Here is a 418-nt window from a genome sequence, read left to right on the forward strand (position 1 = left end):
TCGCGCTTGCCGCCAAGCGCATGGCCGGTCCGGTCATCGCCGCGACGATGACGCGCATCGCCGCCTTTTCGCCGCTGCTGTTCTGGCCGGGCATCATCGGCGACTTCATGAAATACATGCCGATCACGCTGATCGTCACGCTCTCGGCCTCGATGCTCTATGCACTGGTCTTTGCACCGGCGCTGGGCGCCTTGTTCGCCAAGGCGCCGCCGCATCACGAGAGCGACAACCGCGACGGCTGGTACATGGCCGTGGTCAAGCAGGCGGTGCGCTTTCCCATCACCGTGCTTCTGCTCACTGTCGGCCTCTTGTTCGGTGTCGGCTTTGCCTATTCGAAATACGGCGCCGGCGTCGAGTTCTTCCCGAATGTCGAGCCTGACTACGGCCTGCTCTATGTGCACGCCCGCGGCAACCTTTC

1 protein-coding gene is annotated in these 418 nt (G+C 63.4%); it reads left to right on the top strand.

Features of this window, described 5'->3' with window-relative positions; translation table 11 throughout:
• Positions 1-418 (top strand): efflux RND transporter permease subunit (locus tag AC0L3L_RS36475; protein WP_473642217.1); only part of this gene is annotated, 418 nt, incomplete at both ends.

Source organism: Mesorhizobium sp. WSM4849, assembly GCF_055811385.1.